The sequence below is a fragment of the Williamsia sp. D3 genome, from assembly GCF_000506245.1.
Taxonomy (GTDB): domain Bacteria; phylum Actinomycetota; class Actinomycetes; order Mycobacteriales; family Mycobacteriaceae; genus Williamsia; species Williamsia muralis.
On record NZ_AYTE01000009.1, the window covers coordinates 23,162 to 29,838 of the forward strand.

Annotated in this window: 5 protein-coding genes and 1 pseudogene; 4 read left to right on the forward strand and 2 right to left on the reverse strand. The window is 64.6% G+C overall.

The window, feature by feature from the left end:
• The first annotated feature begins 41 nt into the window (after window positions 1–41).
• The 4 genes and pseudogenes from W823_RS36500 (at window position 42) to W823_RS36510 (ending at window position 4,831) form a co-directional block, all read left to right on the forward strand.
• A pseudogene (locus tag W823_RS36500) lies at window positions 42–1,224 on the forward strand (ammonium transporter).
• A 468-nt stretch (window positions 1,225–1,692) separates the two neighbouring features.
• Window positions 1,693–2,298, forward strand: a complete 606-nt coding sequence (locus tag W823_RS36505; protein WP_023955728.1) for a SipW-dependent-type signal peptide-containing protein — start codon at window positions 1,693–1,695, stop codon at window positions 2,296–2,298.
• A 109-nt stretch (window positions 2,299–2,407) separates the two neighbouring features.
• Complete coding sequence (locus W823_RS0128160; protein ID WP_023955730.1) at window positions 2,408–3,034, forward strand: signal peptidase I; 627 nt, start codon at window positions 2,408–2,410, stop codon at window positions 3,032–3,034.
• Between the two features lie 3 nt (window positions 3,035–3,037).
• Window positions 3,038–4,831, forward strand: a complete 1,794-nt coding sequence (locus tag W823_RS36510; RefSeq protein ID WP_038252431.1) for a hypothetical protein — start codon at window positions 3,038–3,040, stop codon at window positions 4,829–4,831.
• A 49-nt stretch (window positions 4,832–4,880) separates the two neighbouring features.
• On the opposite strand, the gene W823_RS36515 is transcribed toward W823_RS36510, so the two are convergent.
• Both W823_RS36515 and W823_RS56350 read right to left on the reverse strand, forming a co-directional pair.
• Entirely contained in the window at window positions 4,881–5,996 is a 1,116-nt protein-coding gene (locus W823_RS36515) for a glycosyltransferase (RefSeq protein WP_038252434.1), read from the reverse strand.
• Between the two features lie 9 nt (window positions 5,997–6,005).
• The gene (locus tag W823_RS56350) at window positions 6,006–6,593 is read right to left on the reverse strand and encodes a TetR/AcrR family transcriptional regulator (RefSeq protein WP_161633976.1); all 588 of its coding nucleotides are present in this window, start codon (window positions 6,591–6,593) and stop codon (window positions 6,006–6,008) included.
• Between the last annotated feature and the right edge of the window lie 84 nt (window positions 6,594–6,677).

Here is a 6,677-nt window from a genome sequence, read left to right on the forward strand (position 1 = left end):
TCGATGGTGCTGCCACTGCGCTGGTACTTGTCTCGACCGCGATGGTTCTTCTGATGACTCCGGCGCTGGCGCTGTTCTACGGGGGCATGGTGCGCAGCTTTAGCGTGCTGAACATGATGATGATGAGCTTCATCGCGATCCCGTTGGTCGCGGTCGCGTGGCTGGTCGCCGGCTACAGCCTGGCGTTCTCCGACGACGCGGGGTTCGGCCTCATCGGTGGCGTGGAGTCGTTCGGGCTGGCCGGGATCGGTCCGGAGTCGGTGCACGGGTCCATCCCGACCTTGTTGTTCGTGACGTTTCAGCTGACGTTCGCCGTGATCACCGCGGCACTGATCAGTGGGGCCATCGCCGACCGTGCCCGCTTCGTCGCCTGGATCGTATTCGTACCGATCTGGACACTGCTGGTCTATGCGCCTGTGGCGCACTGGGTCTGGGGGCCCGGCGGCTGGATCGCCGAGCTAGGGGCGCTCGACTTCGCGGGCGGTCTGGTGGTGGAGGTGACCTCGGGTGCCTCGGCGCTGGCACTCGCACTCGTCTTGGGGCCCCGCCTGGGATTCCGCCACGACACGATGCGCCCGCACAATCTGCCTTTTGTGCTGCTCGGCGCGGGACTGTTGTGGTTCGGATGGTTCGGCTTCAATGCCGGCTCCGCGCTCGCGGCCGACGGCATGGCCGCGGCCGTCCTGCTCAACACCTTGATCGCGGGCGGCCTGGGAATGGTCGGCTGGCTTGTGGTCGAGACCAATCGTGATGGGCACCCGACCAGTTTTGGCGCTGCGTCGGGCATTGTCGCCGGCCTGGTGGCGATCACGCCGTCGTGCGGATCGGTGGGTCCCCTCGGCGCGGCCGTTGTCGGCCTCGCAGCCGGAATCGTGTGTGCCTACGTGGTGTTGTGGAAGTTCAAGTTCGGCTACGACGATTCATTGGACGTTGTTGGCGTGCACTTCACCGGCGGCGTTGTCGGCACCTTCCTCATCGGGCTCTTCGCGACCTCGATGATGACGTCCGATGTCGAAGGACTTTTTTTATGGCGGCGGATTGGCGCTGCTGGGTAAACAAGTGGTCGCCATTCTGGCAGTGGCCGTATACACATTCGCAGTCTCGTTCGGAATCGGAAAAGTCATCGATTGGACCATCGGGTTCAGGGTGTCGGCGAAAGATGAACGAGAAGGGGTCGACTTCTCCGAGCACGCCGAGACGGCCTACGCCGACCTCGAGCGCTGATCGCCACCGCTGGAGATGGGATCGACACAAATGACTATTCGATCAATGTCGACTAGTAGTGTCGGGTAATTCGTAGACCGGTCGATATGATCGTCACGTTCAGAAATTGCCGCTGAACCTTGTTGCGCTGAACCTTCGGGCGAACGGTCGCCGCCTTTATGCCTCGGCCTGAGCGTTAGTGGTCCAAGTCCGCCCATTGTTTGTCTGAGATGGGCGTCTGACTTCGCCAGCGGTCCGATAACTGCATGTCAGCCACGGCTGCACTGGCCTAATTGACGCCATGCCTCTTGATGGACTCGCACACTTTCCAATTGATGTGTTCGGGTAATGACGCGGAAAGAATGCGCTCACTGCTTTCGGAAATCGAAGATAAAAATCGCATTTCGCGAAACTTTTTGGCTCCTTACTTTCATACTCGGGGCAAGCGGGTCGGACTGGCTGGCCCTTTTGTGTAGGCGAGGTTCAATTATGAGTTTGACGGTCACAAAACGTAATCGCCGCAAGATCCGAGCGATTCTTGCGGCGGGTTTGGTACTCGGCGTGGGAGCGGCGGTGACACTTGCGGCCTGGAGTGATTCTGTCTGGGGCCAGAGCGAGTTCGCCACCGACAAGTGGAACGTTCAGGGCAGCTTCAACGGTGGCACCAGCTGGGGTGAGTTCGCAACGGGACCGACGGCCGGCACCTTTACATTCCCGCTGGCCGATGCCACGAGCCTCACGCCCGGTGAATCGGTCAAAGCCCCGGTGTCGCTGCGGGTCGGGCCGGCGGCATCGGCATTGAATGCATCGGTGACCCTCGCTCCGTCGGGCAACACGTCCGCGTTGGCCGGGGAACTCGAACTCACCGTCACCGAGGCCGCCAGCTGCAGCGTCGCGGGTACCACGCCCGCAGGCTGGCCGGCAGGTGGAAGCGTGGCGACGGCCGGCGGAAGCACCCCGATCATCCTCAACGGCGACATGACCCCGCGGCACTTCTGTTTCACTGTGACGCTGCCGGCCGACGCGGCGCTGCTCGATACGTCGACAACAGGGCAGGTTCTCTGGGAGTTCAAGGCAACCAGCGTCGAACCGTAGGCATCTGCCGGCCGCCGGGCCAGTGGTTCATGGCGAGCCCCGGCGGCCCGGTAGCCCTGGTCTCTTGCGCTTTCGCGTCGTGAAGTCCGGAAATCTATAGGAGTCATTGATGTTTCATGCTGATCCGGTCGCCCACGCCGAGCATCCCTCAGCACCGAGACGGCGATCGGCGCTGTCGGTCGTCAGCAGTGTGATCATGAACCTGCTCGCGGTGGGCGGGCTCGCGTGCATCGTGATGGTTGTCCTGGCCGTGGTGTTCAACGTCTCGCTCATCATGTTCAAGACCGGGTCGATGGCCCCATCCATCCCGGCGGGATCGCTGGCCGTCGTGCAGACGGTGCCGGCTGCGTCTGTGGACGTGGGCGACGTGGTCACCGTCAAACGACCTGGTCAGTTGCCGATCACGCACCGGGTGATCAAGACCTCGCCGGGTGCCGACGGCACAACGATGCTCGAAATGCGTGGTGATGCCAATTCATTCGACGACCCGGGTGGCTATCAGGTCAAGGAGGTACGCAAGGTCCTGTGGTCGGTACCGGGTCTTGCCAAGGGTGTCATCTGGCTGTCGAATCCGTTTGTCCTACTGGCGATCACAATTGGCGCTGCGTTGCTGGTGCTCTGGGCCTTCTGGCCCCGACAGAGCGAGGACGACGTCGATCCCGATGACGGCGTTCCCGACGGCCGAATAGCAGTGCCCGAACGTGGTGCAGGCGCCCATTCTCGGATCGAGGCCTGAACAGTGGGTGGCCATCACAGCAAGGCGCTCGGCAACAGAGACGCTGGGCAGCGGCACCGCCGACGTCTCATCGGGGTGGCGGCACTGGCGTTCCTGGCGGTCGTTGGCGCATCCGCGTTGACCGGGGCGTTCGCCGATCGGACCCTGGCCGCCTGGGGAGACAAGGTTTGGGGTGCAAGCACATTCGGTGTCGACCCTGCATACGTCCCCACAGGGTGGGCACGGGCATCAGCGGGAGCCGGCACCATCGAGCGCCCCGACCGTGGATGGCTGGGCACGGTGACCACGTTTGCCGGTGGCGAACAATCCATGGCGGCTCCCACGAGGTCGAGCCATACGTCCCCACAAACCCCGACCTACGGGGGTTGGCCGGGCAGTGTGGACTTCAGTCTGACCTCCTCGCAATGTGTGCGCCACGCTGCCGGGGCACAGTGCGCGCCCGCGCCTGCTGACGCCACGTCGAGCGCAGCCACAACAACATCGAGTCTGTACCTCACCTACTTCGGCGCTGCTCTCGGTGATCTTCTAGGGGTGGTCAACCCGGTGAAGGTGTCGGTGTCGTGTCGTCCAGGACAGCTGCTTGCGCCCAGCCCCACAGGGACAGTGAGGTTTCGGCACTCGGCGGTGGTCTGGGAATCCGTAGCCGTTCCCACTCAGCCCGGGCAGACCAGCTCGGGCGAGGGACCGGCGCGTCAGCTCTCGATCGTGTGGAAAGTCGATCAGACTGCGACCTCCATCCGGTCGGAGCTGATCATGACGTGGACCCAGCCGTACGTCTTTCTGTCGACGCCTGAGGTGAATCTGCGCAACGTTGTCCTCGCCCGCGCCGAATGCGGCACCGCAGGTCAGCCCCCGCCGCTGAGCGCCCCGTCGGCGCTGAGTTCGCGCCAGGCCGCGCAGGCCACGTGTCCGGCAGTTGTGCCTGCCGGGGACGAGGAGGTGGCTGTTCCCGACACAACGACGACCAGGGTGACGGAGACGAGTACCCCGACCACCACGCCTGCCCCGCCCGCTGTGGACGCTGACAACGACGCGCCAGTGGATGACGGAACCGCCGAGTGCGGTGGTACTGACCCCACTTCAACTGCTGATCCGAGCCCGGCCGGTACGCCGACCAGCACGCCCTCACCTGACGAAACAGGCTCGACCACAACCACATCCGACACGGCTGAGGCCTTGCCGGTGAGACCGCCGCCGGAAGGTGCGGCCGACACCGAAGAGCCGGCACCGCCGCTGATGGTCCCGGACGGACCCATCACCCCGTCACCCGGGGAGGAGTTTGCCCTTGTCGGCACGGATGGTGCTGACTTGGGCGTAGCGCGGATCGACGAGGTGCTGATTGATCAGAGCTGCAACACTTCTCCCGCGGTGACCGTCGCGGTGCGGATGACGGTGACCCCGTCCACGCACACCGGTGAGTACGCGCTGGATGGTGTGGAGTCATCTCAATTCAGTCAGGACAGCGGTTCTGGCACGCCGATCTCGAGCTGGGGTCAACCGTGTGGATCTCTCGGGCAAACGCTTTCCACGTTGACTCCAGGCCGAACTGCCAACGGCTGGGTGATCTTCGAGGTCTCCGATCCCGTCGCGCCTGTGCTGTGGCAACCGAATGGCACGGCTGGATGGCTGATCTCGCTTCCGATCCTGTCGGCGACGCCGTCCGAGACCCCGCCCCCGTCACCCACCTCACCGTCGTCTACCTCACCGCCGGCGTCGTTGCCGTCGGTGTCTCCGGACCATGAGCAGAGCGAGGGGAGCGACATGGAGACACCGGGCTCGACCGAGCCGGATGAGTGACTCGGGACCCGAATTTGTCTGCGACGCACGCCAACTTGAACGGCGACAGTCACGGCAGCTCGGCGAGCATTCGATCTACCGCTCGCGTTGTGCCGTCGCCAGACGCGAGGCGGTCACCGATCGCCTGCGCCGATGTGGAATAGCCGGGCTCGTCGAGGATGCGCGACAACGCCGAGGCGATACGAGCGGCCGACGCCTTTTTGCGCAGGACCATGCCTGCACCCGCTCTGGCCACGGATCGACCCACCATCGGCTGGTCCAACAGTGGGTGCATCGGCATCACGATGAGTGGGAGTCCGTGGGCGAGGGCCTGGAATGTTGTCGAGTGCCCGCCGTGACCGATGACCGCGACGCAATCCGGCAGGACGTCGGCATGCGGGACGTACTCATGGAGCTCGGCGTTGGCGGGCACCCGCAAGCGGGACGGGTCGATGGCAGGTCCGGTGGTGGCGATCAGCTGGATGGGCAGGGTGGCAGCAGCGTCGAGGATGTTCTGCATGGTCTGTTGCTGGGCCGGGAAGTAGGTGGTGCTCAAGCTGGCCAACACCGTTGGGGGAGTCCGCGGGGTGAGGGGTCTGGCGGCCGGTTCGGCGGGCCCGGCCCAAAAGATGTTGCCTGCTGCGCGGTGGTGGCGTCCGGCAGGATCGAGTGCCTGGTCGGAGACCACCACCTGCAGATCCGTGGAACCCCAGATTTGACGTGAACTCAAGCCGCGCAGGCGGGCGACCACTCCGATGGGTCCGCGGCGCCATGGCCCGTCGAGGTAGGCGTAGTAGGCGTGGAACAGGGCGATGGTCGGCTGTGGCAGAGCGTTCAGCGCGGACATCACCGGCAACAGCATGCAATCGACAACCGCCAGGTCGGCCTCACGTGAGGCGGCGACGGCGTCATCGACCAGAGTCCGGGTGGTGAAGAGCGCGAGGTAGCCCCACAACGTGGACGCAGTGCTCTTGTGCCTGCTTGACGACCACGACGGCGCATTCGAGTATGCGATGAACTCGAACCCGGCGGCCTCGACCTTGCGCCGCTGCTGTGCGTGGCCGAGAACGGTCACGTGGTGTCCTCGCCGGGCGAACTCCCGCCCCAGCGTGATGACCGGCGGGAAGTTCCCTCCCGCATCGAAGGTCACGAACAGAATGCGGGCGGGCTGCGTCGGCGTCGGCACGGCCTGAGCTTATGCAGCCGAGAGTATCGCCGACACCATTCGAGATACCCGGCGCTGCGCTGTGCTCCTCGACAACGTGCGGTCGCGGCACAGCAGCTTCCAGGTGTACACATCGGTCGCCACCACCAGCATGTCGATGAGCTCGGTTCGTACCGCAACCGACCGTTCGGCCAGCTGTGGGGCGAAGACGGTACTCACCCACGCGCGGTGGGCCTGACGTTCGGACTCGGTGAGCTGGGCGGCGCGGCGGTCCCACCCCTCCTGACCCAGGAGCATGATGACCGCGTCCCCGTGATCGTCGAAGTGGTCGAACAGCACCTCCAGAGCGGCCCGGACGTCGCCCGGGGGACTGGATCGATGTGATCGGAGTTGTTCGGCGACGAACTCGGTGGCGGCATCTAGCAGACCATCACGGCTACCGAATTGGCGCAGGACGGTCTGCACACTCACGCCGGCGCGAGCGGCGACCTCAGGGAGCACAATCGTTGCGAACGGCTTCTCACCGGCGAGTGCGACGGTGGCCTCCAGTGCCCGCCGCCGGGTCAGACCGGCGGACTCGGCACGCGAACGCATGACGTAGTTTCGCGTCGTTTTCATCGATTCCGACGCTAACCGCAGAGTCATTTCGTGTCAACGTGCGCTACCTCGAAATGAGGGCCTCCACATGCATCTCGCCCGGAC